Consider the following 18,448-nt stretch of genomic DNA (forward strand, 5'->3'; position numbering starts at 1 on the left):
TCTTCATTAACTGCCGCAGCGAGAAGTTGGTCGCTCGAAGTTTCCGAATTGAGCTAACGATTGGTGCCCGCGTCGTACCGATGAGCCACCCGAGCCACCTGAGCCGTCCCACATCTGGTGAGCGTCTCCTACCCTCTAAATGATCTTGAAGTGTCCCGTTCTTCGTGGCGGTAGGCATGCTCCCGGAGTGCTATCCAGGTAAAAACTCTTCCCTTTCTCGATATCGAAGCTTCGAAAAAAGGCGCACCAACGAAAAAGCCTCAATCGAGAGCCAGTCACCACGCCGGGGGCGATTCACGCCGACCCGGCCCGGCGCTGCAGCTGACCACGGAGCCAGCGCAGGATCATCGGCACTCAGCCGCCCCTGCCGCTGCTGTTGGCCAGACCGGCGACCAGGTTGATGGTGGTGGCGAGGATGACTGCCCCGAACAGGCAGGACAAGATCGCGTGCCGCAAGGCGTGGCTCGGATCGCCGGTGTCTCCAGGTCGGTGTCTGAGACCTGGAAGGTCATGCCGATCGTAAACGCGAGATAGGCGAAATCGCTGTACCGCGGCGGGGTCGGCTGATTGAAGCTCACGCCGCCGTCCTTGCCTGTGCAATACAAGTTGGCGTAGCGCAGAGTGTAGGTAGTGTGCACCACCAGCCAGGAGAGGGCGACAACGAATAGCGTCCACAGACGGTCCTACATCAATGTTTCCGGGACTCGCGAGCTTGACTGCCAAACTGGTTCAATCCCAGTAACGCCCACCATCGGAGGCCCCGGAATACGGGGCCGCCGTTCTGTTCTCAGAGGGTCACTCCTGAGGCGTGCGATGCACGTGCGATCCGGTGGGCACTGCCAGACAGGAAATCATCATGACCATGACCGTCGAATTCAGCGCCACCCGAACCTCGCCGATGTGCCGGAGCGTTTCGAGCACACCCCGACCGAGCTGGGCCACAGAACACAGCCTGACCACTACGGGCCAGGGGAGTACGTCAACGGCTTCTGGAGTTATCGCACAGATGTCGAGGTGACCACGATCGAGTCTGACGACCTCGCGCCCTATCTATCTCGGCACGTGTACGACGGCGACACGGGTGAGGTCGTCACGGTGACCGATGACATCGTGCTCGGCAGCGGTGAGTGCGCGATGAAGGTCGATCAGGCGCGGATCTTGGGCCTGGCGTTACTGCGGCTGTGTGACATCGCGGAGGGCAAGGCCTAGCGCTGAACCGCACCGACCATAGAAGAGGCCCGCCATTCGGTGATTCGAATGGCGGGCCTGTTCTGTCTCCGGCGACAACCGCAGGCTTTGCGTGCTCCCCGACGTCGTGATACCTCGGGGTTCCGTCCTCGGGGAGCGCAAACCTCAAGTTTCAGTCCAGCGCGAGCCGCGACACCTCGATGAACTATCGACACGGTAATGCACCGGGACCCCTCATAGAACGGCCTCCAAGAATCCCTCACCGTTAAGCGTGGACAGTCCGTGAACTGATTCGGCCTCGGCTCGGTTCAATGCGGTGCAACCGTGCGAGACTGCATCCGGATCGTTGCGGGCCTTAGAAAGCAGGGAGCCGCGCTGCAGGTCAGCGTTTCCGTGGCGCCAAGATCGAACCTGACGTCACGGGACGCCCTGATCACGCCCCCCGCGACGTCGGATCAATACCACCCTGCGCGCGAGGTCATTTACGCCGGAGCTTCGATGCGAAGACTGGGCAGCGCTGTCGCCGCGCACGAACGCGCGCTCAACCGACTTGAGCAGACCCGCACCGAGCTAGCATTGGCCATCCTCGAAGCGCTCGCACGTGGGGTGAGCCTGGACGACGTGGCCCGCGCTACCGGCCTCACTCGCGACCAGATCCGCGGACTTGGATCAGCGAAATGATCTCATCCGCCCTGCGGGTATCCCTCACCGGCGAAAGCGCCGACACTGTGGGCGAACCAATCGGGGGAACGAATGAGGATCAATAGAATTGAAACCGTCATCGGGTGCGCGGCCTGTGCGCGGATGCTGACGAACACCTCAGCCGTAGAACGTGCCTGCGAATATTGCGGCGTGACCATCGGGGAGAAAGCGCAACGCGCGCTTGAGTCAGAGATCCGTCGCATCGCCTGGTGAGTACTGATCTAGGTGGACTTGATCCGGCGTCGGTCGGCAGCTTGAGCGAGCGCCTCGCTCACAGGGATATCGCTAATTCGGTCCCGCGCGAGGGCGGCATCACGTTCAGCTCGGCGCTCGGCAGCATCGCGGGTTAATCGGTCTGCGATTGGATCGACTATTGGTCCATGAGGAAAGCGACCCCGCGCAAATCGGGCCGCAAAGCGTACTTCGGCGTTCCCTCAGGTTTGCTGTACGGGGGCGCAACGAGCAAGCAAACGTACCGTTGTGCAGGGCGGGCCACTCCCACCGACGCCGAAGTCTGGTCAGACGTACGTGATGGATGGACCGCAAAGAACGGCGCCGGTAGAGGCAGGTAGCACCGAGGAACGAAACCACCCGGCACCGATGCCCGGTGCGGGGTGGTTTCGTCAGGTCTTGTTCATTACGCGATAAACGGTGCCTACCGAACAGCGCACCTCAGTGGCTATTGCTCGGTAGCTCATTCCTGCCGCTCGACACTCTCGGATGCGGTCATCTCGCTCCGAGGTGTCGAATCGCCGGGTTGGCCGAGACTTGCCGTCAAGGCCCTTGCTGTATGTGACCGCCATCGTTCGTCGCCGTTCGTCGATGCTTCAGCAAGTAGCCCCTGAATCGTCGCCCGGACTCAACGCTACCCGTTTTCGGCACACTGAACGGGTGACCCGAATCCGATTTGTGAGAGGCCCCTGGAAAAACGAAATCCGAACCTTCGATTCAGTGCCGAGCGATGGGTTCATCGATCCGGGCGGCGTAAAGGGTATGGGACGCTACTTCGTCGTCAGGCCTCTGCCGGAAAGAGACCCTGCGGACTTTGAAGCGGAATGGCTAGATGAAGGCCAAAGGTGGCTAGGTGTCGGGGTTTCGAAAGACAGAACTCCGCCCACCAACTCTCCGTGAGACGGTGGGCGGCGTAGTTCAGGGCAAGGCGGCCTGCGGTGTGATTCCGACCGTCACCGTCGTCAAGGTAAACGTGTTACCGGACACCCATGCCATCGGCGTGCCGAGCGCGCCCGAATACTGAAAGGCACCAACGGTCGATGTATCCCACACCGAAACGTGAGTGGACCTATCGGTTCGTCGCGCCCAGCGTTGAGGCCGGATAGATATTGCTCGGGATGCCCCAGCCGCCGATCCCGTAGCGCCCCCGGGGCAATCACTGATCTAGTTGGTCTTGATCCGTCAGGTGGTCCCGCGCGAAGGCGGCGTCACGTTCGGCTCGGCGTTCAGCGGCATCACGGGTTAATCGGTCTGAGACTGGATCGGCTGTTTGGTCCATGAACGAAGGGCTAGCTCGACGAATCCCGAGACGCGACGCCGTGCCGTCAGAAACGAACACGACAGCGGCAGAAACGGATGGTCACTCGCGGCAGAAACGGCACACCGCTGTCGGGCGAACGCCTTGAGCCTGTCAACTAACCCTGCGTTCCCATCTCGTCCAACACGCGGCTTACCTCATTGCGTGTGCGTGGGTTTGTGTTCCTGAAGAGGTCCTGGTCAAGTCGGCCCAGGGCCTGGAGTTCGAGCGCTCGCAGTAGAACGTTCTTGGTCTCATCGTCGAAGCTGCCGTCCGCCCTGAGCGCGGCCGTCACGATCGGGTACGCGGCGTCGGCGTTTGGTGTCTCGATGAGCGGCATAGTTCCTGTTGTACCAATTTCGCGGCGCCGAGAACAGGATGCGGCGAGGTTGAGGTTGGATGCCCGCCTGGTCTCCCTCGGGGGCTCGGGCGGGCAGGTCAGGCGGCGTGTATCAGCTACGCGAAGGGTGACGGGGATCGAGCCGATATAGGCGAATGAGTGTGACGTGTCGGGCCGACATGTGGTCGAGTAGTTCGTAGAGGACGGGTTCCTCGATATTCGCGGTGAGGAAGTGTGTGACCACCTCGGTGCCCTCGGTGCTATCTATCCAGGGCGCCCCGAGGATGGTCGGGGCTACTCGCGCTCGCGCAAGTAAGCACGCCACACTTGACTAGGGGCAGGAACAAGCAGACGTCATGGCGGGAGGGGTCAGTATTGTTGCAGACCTAGTCTTAGCAGAGCCCGTGCCCAAGTGGACGAAGCAGACGAGCTAGCCGCGATCGCAATTGAAGGGTAGGTCTACCTGTATCCGTGGTGTTGATGGATTTGACCCGCCGTCAATCATCAACGTCAGGGAAGTCAGGTATGCGCCGATGCGCGTGCCTGCGATCACGTTTCTCAATATCCCTGCGTCCGCCGCTACTAGCCCAAGCACGAGGCGCTAGACGGAAACTGGAAGCCCGCCGCGGTCGCCAAGGCCGCCTGGCCATCGTCATTTCCAACACATGTGATCTTGTACATGTGATCTTGTGAGTCGCGGCGCGCCAGGGCTCGTCCAGGAACTCACCAGACGAGGCGACGGATCTCTGACTCAAGAGCCCGTTGCGTTTTCTCGCCGATGGTCGCGCCGCAATATTCACACGCGTGCTCCACGGCAGAGGTGTTGGTGAGCATCCGCGCACGCTGCGCATCCAATGACGGTTTCGATTCTGTTGATCCTCATTCCGTTCCCCGGTTGGTTCGCCCATAGTGTGGGCGCTTTCGCTGGTGAGGGATACCCGCAGGGCGGGTGAGATCATTTCGCTGATCCAAGTCTGCGGATCTGCTCACGGGAGGCCACTTTCGAAGCGACCATCGCGAGCATCCATCACGACACGCGACCGCCAAGATGGGTCCCTTCATGCCACTGACCCGCACTCATCCGCAGGAAGCGGTTGGGTGGCTTCAGATGAAGTCAAAGGCGGTGAAGGCGGATGACGTCCACGCTATTCGCTGCCAGGTGGTCGAGTAGTTCGTAGAGGAGTCCAGATTCGATGCTCGAGGTGACGAAGTGCGTGACAGCTTGGGTTCCCTCAACGCTATCAATCCAGGGCGCTCCGATGATGGCTGTGTCGATCTGGCCTGCGACTGAAATTTCGTAGTGTCCTAATGTCACGAGACGAACGTACGCCCGATGAGACCTGCGTCTCATAAACGCAGCGTAATCTTACAGTTACCGTAGGTACGAATGGTCGGCAACAGGGACGATCCACCCTTACCTGGTTGGTTACCGCGGCACACGCTGATCTGGAGCGCAACCGTTCAACGATAGACGGGCCGAACCACGTTGAAGGGCGCAATGCACAAGGTCATCCTGTTAGGGCGAGCCGATGCGCCTACCTGGCCGCTTAGTATCACCTGTGTGTCACGTGGCGACGCACGCGAACCAGGGCGGCGACAGATGAACCTTCCCGAACATCTCGGCTCAATGCTGACAAACACCGAAGCCGCAAAGCGCTGCGGTGTGAGCCTTTCTGGAGTGAGCAACTGGGTTCACCGCGGATACCTTACATCAGCGGGCATCGACATCCGGAACGGTCGCCGCGTCCACGTCTACAGGCTCATCGACGTCCTGCGCGCAGCGAATGACGCGCACAGTCGCGACAGCGACTATCGACGAACCCGCGAGCGGCTCAGGGAAGCGTCCAAGGATGCCTAACCGCGCAATCCGCCGAACCTGGCTCTGCCGCCACTGCCGCGAGCTGTGTAAACACCACATAGACGGTAGAACGTGTGAACCGTGCACGGTCGGGTGCAAGCTGGATGGCCGGCTACCGCTGGGGCACATCCCCCAGGTATCGCGATGAAGCGCAACATCCGGGCGTCCCGGCGGTCTCAATGTGTCAGCGCAACACTTCCGTTGACTGGAGGAGGTTGCGGTGGGTCGTGTGGCGTATTCGGCTTTGACGCCGGCGGAGGTCGAGGCGATATGGGTGCGGCTGAAGGCTGGGCAGGCGGCGAAGCCGACTGCTCGTGAGTTGGGTCTGTCGACCGGGACAATCCGCAGCTATCTGATCCGGTGTGGTGGCATCGCGCCGGTCGCCCGTCGGCGTGCTATCGGACGACTCAGCCTGCTCGAGCGGGAGGAAATCTCTCGAGGGTTGGCCGCCGGGCTGTCGCTGCGGGTGATTGCGGCCGGGTTGGGCCGCGCTCCCTCGACGATCAGTCGGGAGGTGGCGGCGCACGGCGGGCGGAAGTCCTATCGGGCCGCACGTGCTGACGTGCCGGCCTGGCAATCAGCCACCCGTCCGAAGCGGTGCAGGCTGGCTGAGCGTGGGGAGCTGCGTGACATCGTGGAGGTGAAGCTTCGCCGACGGTGGTCGCCGCAGCAGATCAGCGGGTGGCTCAAACGCACCTACCCCAACGACCCGGAGATGCAGGTGTCGCATGAGAGCATCTACCGCACCTTGTTCGTGCAGTCGCGTGGTGCTCTGAAGCAGGAGCTGACCCAGTATTTGCGGACCGGTCGAGTGCTGCGCCGCCCAAAGGGGGTGCGGCTGCCCGACGGCCGCGGTGGCCGCCCGAACACATTGCATATCTCCGAACGGCCGGCCGAGGCTCAGGACCGGGCGGTCCCGGGTCATTGGGAGGGGGATCTCGTGTTCGGTAAGGGGATGAGTCCAGTCGCGACGCTGGTTGAGCGCTCGACCCGCTACCTGATGCTGGTCGCGCTGCCCGAGGGCAACCACAAAGCCGATGCCGTCGCCGATGCGCTCGCGACGGCGGTGCAGACACTTCCGAGCCATCTGGCCAAGTCACTGACGTGGGATCTGGGCCACGAGATGGCCCAGCACCAACGCATCAGCGGGCAGACCGGAATGACCGTCTACTTCTGCGATCCAAAATCCCGTGGCAGCGCGGCAGCAACGAGAACACCAACGGCCTGCTGCGCCAATACCTGCCCCGACGCCTGGACTTCCGCCGGCTCACCCAAGCCGACTTCGACACCATCGCAGCCGAACTCAACGACAGGCCTCGACAAACACTCGACTTCAAGACACCATCCCAAGCACTAGCCGAAGTGTTGCGTTGACCGCCTGAACCCGCAGACATGAGCGGATGTCAACGCTTCGCGCGTGACGGAGTGGCTGCCGAACATCTGCGTGAACGGTCACCGGCTGACCCGAGGCACCCACCGGCTCGGCTGGGTGCCATGTAGTTGCACCCCTGACAGGAACGGCCACCGTACGGTCATCTGTGTCGAATGCGGAGCTGTCTGGTTCCGGCCACCGCACACCGACGACTCTCAAGATCACACTCGGTGGAAATGAACGCCTATCTGAGTTCCGCGGTGACGGTGATCAGGAAGACCTGTCCGGGATCGCCAAGATCGACAAGGACGGTGTCGAGGGGCTGCCGGTCGCGGGTGACGACGATGTTCGGATTCCTGTCCGCGAGCGCACTGGTTATGACGCCCGTCATCGCCGCGATCGCGATTTCCGCGGCGCTGGTGGTTGTCGCAGACATGACGTACTCCCGTTGTTGGGTATAGGTATTATCGACTGGCGACCCGGTCGCGGAACGCCGGCCGATGTCCGGAACCCTTCCCAAGCAGATCTCTTAACCGGTTGAATTCAACCGCTCGTGCTTGGATCGTCCCCACAGCACCTTGCTGGAACGCGCTAGCGGCTCATGGCGCAGCTTGCCCCATCGGCGCAGGGTTCACACGTCCTACTGCCGTTGCGGTGCTTGCACAACTCTCGACAATGGCGGCACACCTCAGTGCGTCGCACAGCGCGACTAGGCATACGCGAATGTTAGCGAGCCGGGACGCACGCCGGGCCGCGACCGCCTCCGTGAACCTATGCAACCTGGTGCGTTCGCGCGAGGGGCGCCCAATCGCTGGCGCCTACGGAGTTGTGTGCGCGCCTGCTTGTGCGAGGAGCTTCTGGGCGGCCCTCTTACCACGTCCCCAACTGGTGAACGCGTACCTCTCCGCGGTCCTAATCGTTACCTCGGTCTCGGCGACAGATCTGGGTGACAGCCGCACACGGAGGCGGCTGCCCCAGCTGAACACGGTCAGTCCCTTTTTGAAGACCAATGCGGCTGGCGGCGCGCTGTCGCCCTCAGCGAGGGACCAACCCTGGGCGGCGGCGGCCTTTCGAATCGCGATGCTCGCGGCCTCCAGAGGCTTAGAAAGCGTTCCGTTCACCGTCGCCATCTTGTCGTCCCTCTCACTGGCCGGTCAGCCGTAGCCACAGCTCGGGATGGGTGTTGACGGCACAGGCGATCCACAGGCGATAGACGCCGTTGGACGGCTGAATGCCTAAACGCTTCAGGGCCGAAGGTCGAGGGTCCCGGTTTCGACCACGTCCATGGCAACATCACGGAGTTTGCGGTGGTTGTTTTGGCTGGCCATCCGCAGGATGTCGAACGACTGTTGTTCGGTCATTTTGTAGGTCGCCATCAGGATGCCGATCGCGGTGCCGATGGTGCGGCTGGTGGCGAGCGCGACCTGGAGGTGTTCGCTTTGTTGCTCGGCGTTCGCTTTGGCCAAGGCGATCGCGCTGTGGGTGGCGAAGGTGTTGAGGACCTGGACGCTGGGTGCGGTGAACGCGGCCGGTTTGGTGGAGTACAGGTTTAATGCGCCCAGGGTGTCATCGTCTTCGAGGTACAACGGGTGACACAGCATGCTCATCACCGGGGTCTGTCGCGCGGCGAGACGACTGAAGACCGGCCAGCGGGCATCGAGTGCTAGATCGTCGGTGTGAAAGACCTGGTGCTCGCGGAGGCTGTCGACGCACGGGCCTTCGTCTGTCTCGTACTGGATGGCGTCGACCGTGTTGGGTAGTTCTCCGGTTGACGCCACGGTTTGGTATCTGCCTCGGCCTGGCTTGATGGTGATGGCCGCTTCTTCTGCGCCCGGGATCGTGTGGGCGGCGTGGGCGACGATTGCGTTCAAGGTCGCGGGGAGGTTGGGTTGCCGGGCGATGGTCCGGGCGATCTCAGCGAAGTCGTCGGCCATACCGCGATACGGCATCACACACCAACTATCTTGACCATGACAGACCTCTGCTTCGCGCTCTGGGCGAATCGAGGCCCACCTGTTTGAGGCTGCGATATCGAGTACGGCGACTGTACCTCGTTCGTTGAAAAGAGCTAGATGTCGCCCGTTGCGCGGTGAACCCGAGGGATTGGCGCCTTGCTTTGGGGGACACTCCGAGACGCTGGCTGTTTAGCGGACTCCCTGGCTGTCTAAGGCCCGAAGCGCCGCGTGTTCCACACTGCTCCGTTTTGCGCAATTGTGCAATGAACACACTGTGAGTCGCGGTCAACTGACCCTCCGGCCTTCCGTCATAACGTGGTTCGGCCCGCTAAACACGTGCTATCAGACAGTACGTGCTATCAGACAGACAGCATGTTTGCGGAACTGAGGGTTGGTCTCGTCGTCGTTCCAGCCCACGTTGACGCCCTGATCGATCGGGTTCGCTCCCCATATCTCGGTTCGAATCGGGAACTCAATTTGCTCGCCTGCGTCGACGCGGTCCCGTCTGTGTACTGCATGCCGGTTGGGTCCGATCAGGGTCGTACCGTGCGCCGTCACCTCGATGGCGAAGGCCGCACTGCCGGTGTTGTTCACGAGGGCGTAGACGTGATCGCGAACCGGCGTGAGATACCAAATCGGATCATCCGTCATGCTGCGCATCGTATTCGCGGCGCCGGGGAAAATGATCGCTCTGTGACCGGTTTGTACCGAAGTCGAGAGGGCCAGCACGTGGCTAGGCTCGGAGACCTCTCGAACGGAAACAGTCGTTACCCACCTAGGGCGTCACTCATCTGGGTGATCTTGATTCCACGCCTGTAGGCGGCCATGGGCGAGGGCCTCAGCTGCGCGAAGGTCGATCTGCCGTTCCCGTTCGAGGGCGATATCCCGTTCGGATCGACGCTCAGCGGCATCGCCGGCAAGTCGGTCAGAGACTCGATCGGCTGTTTTTGCCCTGAGCTGTCCACAATTGCGGCCGGCTGACTGCCGCGGTTCATTGCGACACCCGGGGGATCTGGCCCAGCGGTATCTGGCCGTCCAGCTTGCACCCGGCCGCGCACGGTTCACACGTCCTACGGTCTATGTGGTGCTTACAAAGCTCGCGGCAGTGGCGGCAGACCCACGTTTGGCGAACAGCATGGTTAGGCATACACCGAGTTAACTCCCGGAATACATCCGCTGACCTCGTCCTAACAGAATGAAGTACGCCTCAGCGCCCTGAAACATGGTTCGGCTCGAGCATCCATCCATGATGCCCGGGCCAACGAGGGTGTTCCGGGGATACGTTAACGCCGCTGCGAGGCCTTCGTCGAGCATCGCCGCTACTCACCCCGGTGGTCGCTTGCCGCACTGTCATCGACAGATAAGGGCGTCGGAAACGATCACGTCAGCGGCAGGAGCGGGAGGTTCGCGCTGATCACGGGTCGGCCGCGTGGTCGGATCTCATCGCCTTTGTGTCGCTGCTCAGGCGTTGACCGTCTCGTTGTGACTGGCGTTGCGTTCAAGGTCGGCGACGGCCGCCGGGTTGAATCCTTTGACGATGAGCCAGATGCCGAGGGAGAACTCGAAAACGGCGACAAGAAGGGCGGACAGACCAGCAAGAGCGCCGTGCTGTTCGATCCCGCCGAACAGGATGGCGAGGTAGCCAACAACGAGAAGGGGCGCCCCGACCAAACCGATGATCGACAAACGTCGCGGCACCAGCCGCGACCGATACAGCATGTATCCCAGGAGCAGATCGCAGATTGCTGGCATGAAGCTTTGTCCGAGTAGGAAAATGCGATCGTAAAGCGTGACGAGCGTGTGGCTGGTAATCAGCGCACCAGCTCCGGCGCCGTCCTGCCGGAGAGTCACGATCGACAGGATGAAGGCGACGCCGACGAAGATGGTGCCGGATTCGAGGATGCGGGCGGCGACGAGACCGAGCGCGAAGGTCTCGTTCTGTTTCTTGAGCATCGGAAACAGGATGACGGCGGTGGCGATTCCTGCGAGCGCTACAACGATCTCTAGGAGTGCCCCGACGATCGCGGCCGTGTCGGAGCCGGAGCCGAGAATGTAGTTCGCGCCCTTCACGGATGTGTATAGAGCAAGGGTCGGTATCGAGACGAAGGTCAGCACGTAAGCGATCCCCGCCGCGAGCGCTATCCGTCGATGTGGCCACTCGCCCTCACTGCTCATAGGGCTGCCGCGACCGGTTGCTCAATACGCGCTACGGCCGGCTCGTGCCGCTCGGTCATCAGCGCGTAACCCAACCACGCAATGGCCAGTCCTGTTGGGATGGCAGTTTTCGGCTGCGCCGCAAGGGAGAGCAACGCACCGACAGGAGCTAGCGCCGTGCCGAGGACGAGCAGCACCGCTGCGCCTCGCGGCAAGATACGGGCTCGGAACGTGGCGATGCCAAACAGGACACCGCCGCCGATGTATAGGGGTCCAGACAGCGTCCACAACGTCGGGAGGACACCGAGGTCGATCTGGCTGGTGCCGCCGTTGAACATCTTCATCCAACCGTCGGCAAGCGTCGGCGCGGCTTTCGTCAGATGCGGCAAGATGAAAGCCTCGACAAAGCTGAAGCCGTGATGAGCACCAGCCAGAGGCTCAACAAGACATATCCCGCGAGTCCCAGCCAGCCGGACTTCACGGCCTGCCGCGCATAGATACCCGCCAAGCCAAGTAGCGCGAAGAAGCACATGGCACACGCAACGCCACCGAGTGCGAGCCAGGTTCGGGACGAGCCGTCGAGGTCCGGCCAGATCCAGCGGTGTCCGCTGGGAAGGTGGGTGATGTGGTCAGTGATCGCCCGGGAGCCATCATTGTCGCGCGGCAGGGACTGCATGCGGGCATGGTCTTTCATGATTGCCGTCGATCCAGAACAGTGGCAGCTCGAGGGCGGCAAGTGCACGCTCGAGCCGACGGAGGTACTTGCGCGTTGATGGATCGTCGCGCCAGTAGCCGAAGTCACCGAGCTGGACGATGACGTCAGCTTCGACTTCCTTGATGATCGGGAGCATTCGAAGCGCCCACCAGGAGTTGCCGTGCCAGTCGCCGGCGATCGCGATGACGAGGGGGCTCTGCGGGCTCGTCTCTCCAGTATCGCAATGGGGGGAGAACTCATGTTGGGTTTGCGGACCCGGTCCACCCGGGATCGCTCCAGAACAGCGACTCCGCGGCGGTCCGCAAGCCTATATACACATTTTGCAGTGGCCAATACTCCTGTTCTATAAGGTGAATCTGTTTGTACCGTGGGCATTTTCGGGCGGACGCGAGCTCGGACCACCCTCGAGCTGGTCTGGTCCGGTCCGTAGGCGTTCGCCGCTGTCCGTGGAAGGACATCAAGGTCGCATCATTCCCAGAATCGCCCTTATCATGCTGAGAATCCTCATCCGGATCTCGTTCTGACGGTGAACCCTTCCCGGATGCAGACGGTCAGATTTACCGCCAACAAGATCAACGTTCTGGTTGCCAGCTTGGTTGCCAACGTCGTCATTCGCGGTCGTTCGCTGCGGATTCCGTAGGTTCACTCAACTACTCGTGCCCCTTGTTTTACGGGATTTTCGACCTGGAGCGACTCGTCGCGAACCGGGCTTTGCGGTGCTGGCAGTGTGGGGGTCACTGTTGAGAGCGCTCAACCTGACACGTCAATCATGCGTCACTGAGGACGCCCATTCGAGCGCTGTGGGTTTCGGCCTGAGACCCTAGTGCGCAACAGCGAGGTCAGGGGAGTCGATGGAATTCTTCTCCCTCGGCTAGCTCAACCCTGTACGTGATTGGTAGGGCTAACGCAACGACTGTCGACGCACGATGCCACGTGAGTTCGGGCTTCTTCAGCGCCGATGTCACGACAGCTAGGACCCAGTCGGGATCTTGAGCGGCAGCTCGCAGTTCGTTCGCAGTCACGTTGACAATCCGACGTGATGTTCCTCTGCCCTTGATTTCAACGTGTCGCACTTCGTCTGCGCGCGTCGCGGTCAAATCCCAACCAACCTTCTCCGCCTGGAGGTCGAGAATCTTCCAGCCGTCGCCTTCCAGAGTGGAAATCACGGCCTCGACCGCAGCCAATTCAACGGCCAATCGGATCAACGGGTCAGTGTCCTGCGCCTGCGGACGCTGCTCTGATGCGGAGATCTCGCCGTCACGGAGCGGCTCGATCGCTTGCTCACCAAGCAGATTTGAAATTATCGACCACTCGTCCGCGGTTAGCCAGTTCGGGTTTCCGTTCTGCGGCGCCCGAAAAACCTCCATGCCTGCTAAGCCTGGCGTGGAGAGAACAAGATCGCGGGGAATGGGAGTCTCTAGTACACCTAGGCCGAGCGGAATGAAAAACCGTGCTTGGGCATACGCATCTTCGTCAAGCCAATAGCCGGTGTCGCCGTCTTCGGAACCGTCAATACCAGGTGTCGAAGCCTCTATGTCCAGATAATCTGTTACACGGCCAACGCCCCAGATGCCCGGTTCTGGAGTTGATCCTTTAGATCCGGTTACCCAGAGAACCACTGGATCATTGGGTGCCATGCGTTCGGAGCGGTAGTTGTCCTGTACGGACCAGTTGTCAATCCAGTCGTTTCCGTCGTCCAAGAAAGCCTGCAGACCCCACACTTTCGGATTGCACTTCAAGAGCCACGCGCCGAAGTTTTCGTCCGTTATTGCCTGTGCCATTGGGTCTCCAGTTATTTCGATCGGGTCGACTCGATCGGTCAACCTTATGAGCCAGAGCCTATTCGATGGGTTCGACAGTTCGATTGTCGTCCGCTGGCGCAGTATGCCCAGTCCTGTTGGACAGTCACTGTTTCACGAGACACGATGCCACAGCACGCATTGTCGTTCAGCCCCCAACAAGTCGGGGTAATGAGCCGTCGCTTCGCGACCTAAAGTTGCGACGCGTTGGTTCTGCGATCGTCTACCAGCGCATGAAGCCAGCAAATTTGGGCCTGGAGGCTAACGAGCCTCGGTTTCCGGGGCCCTGTATATGCCTCAGAACGGGCCTGGCAGATTGGGGTGGAGTCCACCCAGCTCCACCCTCGTCCTGTCTCGGAGATAGGAAACTCGCGAACCCTCCCGCACGTCGAAAATATACGGACAGACTCAACCAGAGTGATTCAGCAAGGACGGTCGGCCACGAATCCCGTGATACTGGCGGCCGAAAAGACGCTGGCCGAATGGAGGCTACGGGATGGCGGTGGCGACGCGGAGGCGTTCTTCGGGGGTGATGAGGTGGTCCACCTCATCGACGCCGGCGTCGAGTTGAACCCATTTCACCCGTCCGGTAAAGGGTGCGGTCTTCAGGGGGTAGTCCTCGCTGACGGGCGTGCCGGTGTCGTAGCCGATGTCGCAGGTTTCGTCTCCGGAGTAGATCATCGGCACGGTGGACCCGATGCGGGCTTCGCCGATCTTCGTGCCGTCGAGGTATAGCGTCGTCGTTCCGCCCTTGGCCAACCCGCCGCCGTCGTAGGCGAATTCCATTCGTACCTGGTGGGTTCCGGCTGGCACCGTGGATTCGACTTCGACGTAGAACCGTTGGAGCCCGCCGAGGTTGCAGTCAGATCCGTCGGCGCCTACCGGGCCTGACCGCGGCCGCAACCACCGCCGTCTTGGCGATCGGGGCACCCCTACCCGGTGTCACGGCTGACGCAACAACGGCCGTCTTGGCAACTGGCGCTCGAATGACGCCGACCCGTCCTACCCGTCCTGGTCGCATTGTCAGTCTCCTTCGGTTTCGCTTGTTTCGTCGGCCTCAATGGAGGCGATGATCGCTTGGAGGGGTATCCGTCCGTCAGCGATGAGCTGGCCACCCGAGCGGCGCGCGGCTGCGGCGAACGGAGCGGCCCAGAGGTTTTCCCAGACCAGCACGCCAGCGGTGCTGCCCGGCTCCATCGCGGCGGCGAGGTTATCGACGTCCTCTGCAGCGAGCAGTTCGGCTAAATCGGCCGCCAGGACCTCCAATTCGCCGAGGTCATCGAGTTCGGAAAGGTCCACGGCGTCGACGCTGCCGTCAGCGTTCTTGGTCAAGATCAGGATGTCGATCACCCGGATGGTTCCGGCATCGACCAGTGCCAACAGTTCAGCGGCCATCTCGCCGGTGAAGTTGCTGGCTCCTGCCGGGAACTCGACGATGACGTAGTCAATTGGACCTAGTTCGTCGAGCGATACAGCGGTCATGGAGTCTCTCCCGTCCGTGCACAAGGATTGCTCGATGGGCACATCAACGACACACCAGAAACATTCAGCGCGCGGTCGTTTGAAGGTGATGCGCCCGGCTCGATGATGTACCTGCGCTGCGCCCGAGATCTACGATGCCCGCCGACCGAGCCTCGCAAAATTTCGCCGACCCGAGGTCATCCTTACCGCATGAAGGACCAATTCCGGGTGCCTCTAACACAATTCGGATGTCTCCGCCCTTAACCCGCTCAGTCGTTGGATTCGCTGCGCCGGACCAGCCGAGCGCCACCGAGTTGGGCGCCGGTCACGGCACCGATGACGAGGACGAGTCCCAGAACGTAGAGCCACGTCATGATCGCAAAGGTAATGCCAATCGCTCCGTAGCGAGCCGCGTTCGTGGCGATGACCCGCGGCATGTATATGCCCGAGCCGAAGTGGACGAGGACACCCCCCACGCCGGACACGATCGCGCCAGGTACGAGCCGCCGCAAACTTATCCGGCGCCCGAGCAACATCCACGAGAGGATCAACCAGAAGAGGGACGCGACCACCAGCCGAAGTAGCAGGTGGAGTATGCCGCCGCCGACGCCCTTGACAACCGTCCCCACTAGCGACAGCAGGACTATTTCTGTCAGGATCGCCGCGAGGCCGCCCAGCCCGAAGACACGTCCCTTCAGGCCGATCGATTTCAGGCCCCAGGCGGCCTCGAATGTGCGTTGCATAGCCTGCGTAAGGGCCAACGCCGTCACCACGGCCGCGAGGATCGACAGGATGAACGCGACCCAGCCTTGCTTGCTCGTGGCTGCAGGGGTGTCGAACAGCGCCCGCATCGCGGCCGCGGAGTCACCGGTGAGGTGGTACGTCGTTATGAAGCGGTGCGCCAGGAGCGAATCGCCCTGCACGTTGACCTTGCTGGTAAGCAGTAAGACCAGGGGTACGACGGCCACAAAGGCATGTGCACCATCGAAAGGGCTCTGTCAGTACCCAGAATTGCCGAGAATCGTTGGGCAATCGCGACGACCGTGTGATCTTGATAGCGGACGAGAAACCGCTGAACGTGGCGAGCCGGGCCCTGCGCGAAGCGTGGCAATCGACTGCTGTCGAAGTCTGCGATGCTCAATCTGTCGCCAGCCGCTGAGCGGTCTGTCGAGCCTCCGATTTCGTCACCGGTCGGCGTCTCGGTCATAACTTTGCCTCCCCGAGCTTGTGCCGCCACCATCAGCCGTCAGGGCTGACCTGACGTGATCTGACGCTAATCGTGAAGCGGCGGCGGGGCATGACTCAGAACGAATGATCCGCGGGCTGCCTGTGACAGTCCCGGTCCGTCGATGTGGCGCCCTCGGCGTCGCATCGGTTCTCGTCATCCTCCGGGGACGATGACAGCTTCGACGTCGAATCGGATATTTGTCGGGTACGGGCAGCTCCTGGGCGCGACGAAGGGCGATTGGATAAGCATGGAATCGATGTCGAGCTGGCGGGATGGGTCGGCAAAGAGGGCAATTGTCGAGTTCGTCGAACGTGTTACTGGAGCTGACGGGTCGGATGCTGTGCCGGTCGAGGAGCGGGTGGCCGTGTTCGACAACGACGGCACGCTTTGGTGTGAGAAGCCGATGCCTATCCAGCTTGATTTCATCCTGCGCCGCTTTGTGGAGATGGCCCAGGCGCAACCGGAGTTGCGTGAGCGGCAGCCCTGGAAGGCCGCCTACGACCGCGACTACGTGTGGCTGGGTGCATTGATGACGGAGCATTACGCCGGCAATGACACCAACGTCAAGACCTTGGCCGGTGGCATCCTCGCCGCCTACGCCGGGATCAGCGTCGAAGATTTCGAGAAGCAATCTGACGCCTTCATACGAGGCGCTCAGCACCCGACCCTTGACCGGGGCTATCTGGAATGCGCCTACCTACCGATGGTCGAACTCCTCGCCTATCTGGAGGCGAACGGGTTCTCCAACTACATCGTTTCCGGTGGGGGCCGCGACTTCATGCGGCCCATTACCCAAGACATGTACGGCATCCCGCGTGAGCGGGTCATCGGCAGCAGCAGCACCTTCGCCTACAGCGGGGACGTGAGAGGCGGCACGATTACCCACCAGCCTGAGGCCGATTATCTCGACGACGGACCGGAGAAGCCCGTGCGCATCTGGAACCGCACGGGACGGCGCCCGCTGCTTGCGGCTGGGAACTCCAACGGCGACCTGCCGATGCTCGACTTCACGTATCACCCCGACAAAGCGTCCTTACGCCTGCTGGTCCTGCACGATGACGCGGAACGCGAGTTTGCCTACACTGGCGGCGCGGAACAGGCACTCAAGCAAGCCGAAACCGACGACTGGACCGTCCTCAGCATGAAGAACGACTGGGCGACGGTCTTCCCGCCACGACCGTCCGCGAGCAACGCGACTTAGACACGAGCAGCTCCCGATAGCGAGCCTGCGAGTCGGGTTCTGGCCGGGCTACGATCCAGCATGGCTATGGACCGGGACGACGCATCGTCTCCGCGCGGGTCAATCGTCTTCCAACACCGCCAGCGCGGCGGCTTCGAGGTCAGTGTCGGTGGCGGCGCTGAGGTCGATGCGGCCGACTCCGCGCAGGCGATCTCTGAGCACGCTGTGGTGGGTGCGCAGTCGTTGGGCGAACCCCTCTGCCGCGGCCGACTTCCCGTGGCCGGCACCCAACACCACTAGGGGCAGCTCAGCGGGAAAGGACACAAGTTCGGTGGCGACGTCATCGAAGAAGCCGGTGAGGTCGTGAACGTCGTCCCGCCCACGACGGCGTTCGACGGTGCGCAGGCGTCGCGCGGTCGGCTCGGTGTCGTGGATCGTGCGCGATTGCCGCTCGGTGGTGGGGCCGTCGCCCAGCTCGTAGGTGATGATGCGGGCTTGTTCGTCGTCGATGGCCACGACGACAATCTCGCCGGTATCGCGTGCAGGCGGGGTCTCGGCAAGCAGGTGTCGCGCGCGTTCGATGTCCTCGAGCGAGACGCGCCCGTCATGTTGGCGCCGGAACACCTCGCGGCGTCCGTTGAGGTGGACGACAAGACGGTCGCCGCTCTCCCTTTCCACGTCGTCAGCGACGTCGTTCCAGAAGGTGACGAACTCGGTCCATTCCAACGCTCGGGGTGCGCGGCCTTCGGTGATGGCTTCGTAAGTCTTGCGGGTGTGCGCGTTCACGATGCCCTCCTGCTGGTTGCTAGGTCTCTGGCAGATCGTTTGGCCGAGTCCTCAGCGCCGCCGTGCTGAGGCGTTCGGGTGTCAGGCGTTACTGTCGTACCTGTTCGGCGTGGTCATCCTCGCCACCAGCATCGACCTTGTCGCAGGCCTAGGCAACAGCGGTGACGGCTGACTTGCGCCTC

At 61.9% G+C, this 18,448-nt stretch carries 24 protein-coding genes and 2 pseudogenes; 8 read left to right on the forward strand and 18 right to left on the reverse strand.

Translation table 11 applies throughout. The features are described 5' to 3' along the window. Positions 1-354 precede the first annotated feature (354 nt). Positions 355-668 (reverse strand): annotated as a pseudogene (locus tag ACSMXN_RS05630) (DUF1345 domain-containing protein); the annotation flags it as partial. A gap of 232 nt (positions 669-900) precedes the next feature. On the opposite strand from ACSMXN_RS05630, the gene ACSMXN_RS05635 reads away from it, so the two are divergent. The 3 genes from ACSMXN_RS05635 to ACSMXN_RS05645 all read left to right on the forward strand — a co-directional run bounded on the left by ACSMXN_RS05635 (position 901) and on the right by ACSMXN_RS05645 (position 2,240). Beyond that, a complete protein-coding gene (locus ACSMXN_RS05635) occupies positions 901-1,209 on the forward strand; it encodes a hypothetical protein (RefSeq protein ID WP_022915760.1) in 309 nt (102 codons plus the stop codon). Between the two features lie 477 nt (positions 1,210-1,686). Beyond that, the gene (locus ACSMXN_RS05640) at positions 1,687-1,869 is read left to right on the forward strand and encodes a hypothetical protein (protein WP_022915954.1); all 183 of its coding nucleotides are present in this window, start codon (positions 1,687-1,689) and stop codon (positions 1,867-1,869) included. 230 nt (positions 1,870-2,099) lie between these two features. After that, a complete protein-coding gene (locus tag ACSMXN_RS05645; RefSeq protein WP_022915956.1) occupies positions 2,100-2,240 on the forward strand; it encodes a hypothetical protein in 141 nt (46 codons plus the stop codon). A 273-nt stretch (positions 2,241-2,513) separates the two neighbouring features. On the opposite strand, the gene ACSMXN_RS05650 is transcribed toward ACSMXN_RS05645, so the two are convergent. Further along, complete coding sequence (locus ACSMXN_RS05650; RefSeq protein ID WP_455407706.1) at positions 2,514-2,693, reverse strand: helix-turn-helix domain-containing protein; 180 nt, start codon at positions 2,691-2,693, stop codon at positions 2,514-2,516. A gap of 281 nt (positions 2,694-2,974) precedes the next feature. On the opposite strand from ACSMXN_RS05650, the gene ACSMXN_RS05655 reads away from it, so the two are divergent. Then, positions 2,975-3,145 carry a hypothetical protein gene (locus ACSMXN_RS05655; protein WP_155958615.1) on the forward strand — a complete coding sequence of 57 codons (171 nt, stop codon included), beginning with the start codon at positions 2,975-2,977 and terminating at the stop codon, positions 3,143-3,145. Positions 3,146-3,536: 391 nt separating this feature from the next. On the opposite strand, the gene ACSMXN_RS05660 is transcribed toward ACSMXN_RS05655, so the two are convergent. Together ACSMXN_RS05660 and ACSMXN_RS05665 are read right to left on the reverse strand one after the other, a co-directional pair. Then, positions 3,537-3,758 carry a hypothetical protein gene (locus ACSMXN_RS05660; protein WP_022916040.1) on the reverse strand — a complete coding sequence of 74 codons (222 nt, stop codon included), beginning with the start codon at positions 3,756-3,758 and terminating at the stop codon, positions 3,537-3,539. Positions 3,759-4,872: 1,114 nt separating this feature from the next. Continuing rightward, positions 4,873-5,073, reverse strand: coding sequence for a hypothetical protein (locus ACSMXN_RS05665; protein WP_022916038.1), 201 nt, complete (start codon positions 5,071-5,073; stop codon positions 4,873-4,875). Between the two features lie 285 nt (positions 5,074-5,358). Between ACSMXN_RS05665 and ACSMXN_RS05670 the strand changes: the two genes are divergently transcribed. Both ACSMXN_RS05670 and ACSMXN_RS05675 read left to right on the forward strand, forming a co-directional pair. Beyond that, positions 5,359-5,616 (forward strand): MerR family transcriptional regulator, encoded by a 258-nt coding sequence (locus ACSMXN_RS05670; protein WP_196811486.1) that lies wholly within the window; start codon positions 5,359-5,361, stop codon positions 5,614-5,616. 220 nt (positions 5,617-5,836) lie between these two features. Then, positions 5,837-6,990 (forward strand): annotated as a pseudogene (locus ACSMXN_RS05675) (IS30 family transposase). A gap of 242 nt (positions 6,991-7,232) precedes the next feature. Here ACSMXN_RS05675 and ACSMXN_RS05680 read toward each other — a convergent pair. The 4 genes from ACSMXN_RS05680 to ACSMXN_RS05695 form a co-directional block, all read right to left on the reverse strand. After that, the gene (locus ACSMXN_RS05680; RefSeq protein WP_022916036.1) at positions 7,233-7,424 is read right to left on the reverse strand and encodes a hypothetical protein; all 192 of its coding nucleotides are present in this window, start codon (positions 7,422-7,424) and stop codon (positions 7,233-7,235) included. A 382-nt stretch (positions 7,425-7,806) separates the two neighbouring features. After that, on the reverse strand, positions 7,807-8,118 hold the full coding sequence (locus ACSMXN_RS05685; RefSeq protein WP_022916035.1) for a hypothetical protein: 312 nt from the start codon (positions 8,116-8,118) through the stop codon (positions 7,807-7,809). 114 nt (positions 8,119-8,232) lie between these two features. Beyond that, the gene (locus tag ACSMXN_RS05690; RefSeq protein WP_081649413.1) at positions 8,233-8,937 is read right to left on the reverse strand and encodes a GAF and ANTAR domain-containing protein; all 705 of its coding nucleotides are present in this window, start codon (positions 8,935-8,937) and stop codon (positions 8,233-8,235) included. Between the two features lie 348 nt (positions 8,938-9,285). Beyond that, positions 9,286-9,594, reverse strand: coding sequence for a hypothetical protein (locus ACSMXN_RS05695; RefSeq protein ID WP_155958613.1), 309 nt, complete (start codon positions 9,592-9,594; stop codon positions 9,286-9,288). 174 nt (positions 9,595-9,768) lie between these two features. Between ACSMXN_RS05695 and ACSMXN_RS05700 the strand changes: the two genes are divergently transcribed. Then, positions 9,769-9,924 (forward strand): hypothetical protein, encoded by a 156-nt coding sequence (locus ACSMXN_RS05700; RefSeq protein ID WP_022916032.1) that lies wholly within the window; start codon positions 9,769-9,771, stop codon positions 9,922-9,924. Positions 9,925-10,404: 480 nt separating this feature from the next. On the opposite strand, the gene ACSMXN_RS05705 is transcribed toward ACSMXN_RS05700, so the two are convergent. The 9 genes from ACSMXN_RS05705 to ACSMXN_RS05745 form a co-directional block, all read right to left on the reverse strand. Next, on the reverse strand, positions 10,405-11,118 hold the full coding sequence (locus ACSMXN_RS05705) for a DUF4386 domain-containing protein (protein ID WP_455407707.1): 714 nt from the start codon (positions 11,116-11,118) through the stop codon (positions 10,405-10,407). After that, the gene (locus ACSMXN_RS05710; protein WP_455407708.1) at positions 11,115-11,486 is read right to left on the reverse strand and encodes a hypothetical protein; all 372 of its coding nucleotides are present in this window, start codon (positions 11,484-11,486) and stop codon (positions 11,115-11,117) included. The genes ACSMXN_RS05705 and ACSMXN_RS05710 overlap by 4 nt, the downstream gene beginning before the upstream one ends. Continuing rightward, positions 11,474-11,773, reverse strand: coding sequence for a hypothetical protein (locus ACSMXN_RS05715; protein WP_022914984.1), 300 nt, complete (start codon positions 11,771-11,773; stop codon positions 11,474-11,476). Before ACSMXN_RS05715 ends, ACSMXN_RS05710 begins: the two co-directional genes overlap by 13 nt. Then, a complete protein-coding gene (locus ACSMXN_RS05720; RefSeq protein WP_081649303.1) occupies positions 11,748-12,083 on the reverse strand; it encodes a metallophosphoesterase family protein in 336 nt (111 codons plus the stop codon). The genes ACSMXN_RS05715 and ACSMXN_RS05720 overlap by 26 nt, the downstream gene beginning before the upstream one ends. Positions 12,084-12,651: 568 nt before the next feature. After that, positions 12,652-13,593: a protein NO VEIN domain-containing protein gene (locus ACSMXN_RS05725; RefSeq protein ID WP_022914981.1), complete on the reverse strand. Its 942-nt coding sequence runs from the start codon at positions 13,591-13,593 to the stop codon at positions 12,652-12,654. 507 nt (positions 13,594-14,100) lie between these two features. After that, positions 14,101-14,424: a hypothetical protein gene (locus ACSMXN_RS05730; protein WP_155958507.1), complete on the reverse strand. Its 324-nt coding sequence runs from the start codon at positions 14,422-14,424 to the stop codon at positions 14,101-14,103. A 49-nt stretch (positions 14,425-14,473) separates the two neighbouring features. Further along, complete coding sequence (locus ACSMXN_RS05735) at positions 14,474-14,632, reverse strand: hypothetical protein (RefSeq protein ID WP_196811409.1); 159 nt, start codon at positions 14,630-14,632, stop codon at positions 14,474-14,476. A 2-nt stretch (positions 14,633-14,634) separates the two neighbouring features. Then, a complete protein-coding gene (locus ACSMXN_RS05740) occupies positions 14,635-15,093 on the reverse strand; it encodes a DUF6325 family protein (protein ID WP_022914979.1) in 459 nt (152 codons plus the stop codon). A gap of 248 nt (positions 15,094-15,341) precedes the next feature. Continuing rightward, positions 15,342-16,040 (reverse strand): YhjD/YihY/BrkB family envelope integrity protein, encoded by a 699-nt coding sequence (locus tag ACSMXN_RS05745; RefSeq protein ID WP_455407709.1) that lies wholly within the window; start codon positions 16,038-16,040, stop codon positions 15,342-15,344. A 507-nt stretch (positions 16,041-16,547) separates the two neighbouring features. Between ACSMXN_RS05745 and ACSMXN_RS05750 the strand changes: the two genes are divergently transcribed. Beyond that, complete coding sequence (locus ACSMXN_RS05750; protein ID WP_035944521.1) at positions 16,548-17,501, forward strand: HAD family hydrolase; 954 nt, start codon at positions 16,548-16,550, stop codon at positions 17,499-17,501. A gap of 99 nt (positions 17,502-17,600) precedes the next feature. Here ACSMXN_RS05750 and ACSMXN_RS05755 read toward each other — a convergent pair whose 3' ends face one another. Continuing rightward, positions 17,601-18,266, reverse strand: a complete 666-nt coding sequence (locus ACSMXN_RS05755; RefSeq protein ID WP_022914976.1) for a hypothetical protein — start codon at positions 18,264-18,266, stop codon at positions 17,601-17,603. Between the last annotated feature and the right edge of the window lie 182 nt (positions 18,267-18,448).

The organism is Parajatrophihabitans canadensis (genome assembly GCF_053764775.1).